The sequence below is a fragment of the Streptomyces sp. SID14436 genome, from assembly GCF_010548465.1.
Taxonomy (GTDB): domain Bacteria; phylum Actinomycetota; class Actinomycetes; order Streptomycetales; family Streptomycetaceae; genus Streptomyces.
The window spans coordinates 1-1706 of record NZ_JAAGMD010000862.1 but is presented as its reverse complement, the minus strand read 5'-3'; the positions used below and the strand labels follow the sequence as shown (position 1 = coordinate 1706).

General features: G+C 76.5%; 2 protein-coding genes. One reads left to right on the top strand and one right to left on the bottom strand.

The genetic code is table 11. The features are described from left to right. The coding region (locus G3I53_RS31705; RefSeq protein WP_164439019.1) for a TIGR03086 family metal-binding protein at nucleotides 1-565 on the bottom strand (565 nt) is incomplete at its 3' end. Nucleotides 566-724: 159 nt separating this feature from the next. Here G3I53_RS31705 and G3I53_RS31700 point away from each other — a divergent pair. After that, the coding region (locus tag G3I53_RS31700; protein ID WP_164439018.1) for an MFS transporter at nucleotides 725-1706 on the top strand (982 nt) is incomplete at its 3' end.

Below are 1706 nucleotides of genomic sequence, written 5' to 3'. Positions count from 1 at the left end.
CGCTCAGGGCCACCGTCCGGTCCAGCAGCGGGGCGTCGGCCGGTACGTGCACGACCGGGCCGAAGATGCCGTTGCCCGCGCCGCCCGACTCCTTCGCGGCGGCCGTCAGGAAGGCGTGCGACGCCGCCAGCGCGGCCGGGTCCGGTGCGTAGTCGTGGCCGGTGGCGCGGGCCAGGTCCCAGCCGTGGACGAGCAGTTCGTCGGCGGCGACCGCACCGGCGACCTCGCCCGGCAGGTCCACCCCGCCGGCCCGGGTGGTGCCGGTCCACGCCCGCGGGTCCCGCCACGCCTCGGCGAGTCCGTCCAGCGCCTCGTCCAGTTCCCGGCGCCAGCCGGGCCCGACGTCGGGCACGGCGCCCGTCGGGTCGATGTCGGTGGTCCCGCCGAGATCCTTGCGGGCCGCGTCACGGAAGGCGACGGCCAGCCCGGTCAGATGACCCAGCAGGTGGCGGACCCGGTAATCGGGGCACGGGGTCCGGTCCGCCAGCTGCTCGTCGGTGACGGCCCCGGCCAGCCGGGCCACGATCCGCGCCTGCGGTCCGAGGTCGAGAGGGATGTCGGTCATCGGGTGCTCCTCAGGTCCTGACCGTACGGGCAGCGGCGGATGCCGCCGCTTCTGAGGAGGAAGACCGATGCCGCCGCCCGGACTCATCGCCCGCCGCCCCCGGAAACCCGGCAGATGCCCGATGTGCGCCCGGGCCCCCGGGTCCCACGATGACCGGTCATGACGACGGGAAGAACAGACCGTGCGGCGGACGGCCGGGGCGGGGCCGCGGCACGCCTGCTGCGGGACAGGAACGCGGGGCTCTGCCTCGCCGGGGTGGTGGTGTCGGGCTTCGGCACGTCCGCGCTGTGGCTCGCCTCCGGGGTGTGGGTCAAGGACCTCACCGGCTCCGACGGGCTGGCCGCGCTGTGCATGCTCGCCCTGTGGGCCCCCGTCCTGGCGGGCCCTCTGCTGGGCACGCTCGCCGACCGGTTCCGCCGCAAGCCGCTGCTGATCGCGGCGAGCCTGCTGATGGCGGGGCTGCTGCTGACCCTCCTCCGCGTGGACTCGCCGCACGGGCTGTGGCTGCTGTACGCGGTGCTGTTCGTGTACGGCGCGGCGGGCGTCGTCCACGACGCGGCCGAGTCGGCGCTGGTCGCCACGGCCGTCGACGGGTCCCTGCTCGGTGACTTCAACGGCCTGCGCACCACCGCCGGCGAGGGCATGAAGCTCCTGGCGCCCCTCGCGGGCGCGGGCCTGTACACCGCGTACGGCGGGCCGGGCGTCGCCCTGCTGGACGCCGTCACGTTCCTGCTCGCGGTGGTCCTGTACGCGCTGCTGCGGGTGCGGGAGGAGCGGCCCGTACGGCCGTCGGCCGGTGCCTGGCGGCAGACCGTGGAGGGCGCCCGTCACCTGTGGTCGCACCCCGGGCTGCGCCCGCTGGTGTCGGCGGGCGGCGCCACCATGCTGTGCGCGGGCCTGAGCGGGGCGCTGGTGTACGCGGTGGTCGAGGATCTGGGCCGCTCCCCCGCGTACGCCGGTGTCCTGTACGCCGTGCAGGGCGCCGGGTCGGTGGTGCTCGGCCTGTCGGCGGGCCCGCTCCTGCGCCGGTTCGGCGAACGGCGGTTCGCGGCCTGCGGGATCGGGCTGCTGGGCGCGGCGGTGGCGCTGCGGGCCGTGCCGGACGACGCGTCGGCGCTGGCGTGCAGCCTGGCGATCGGGG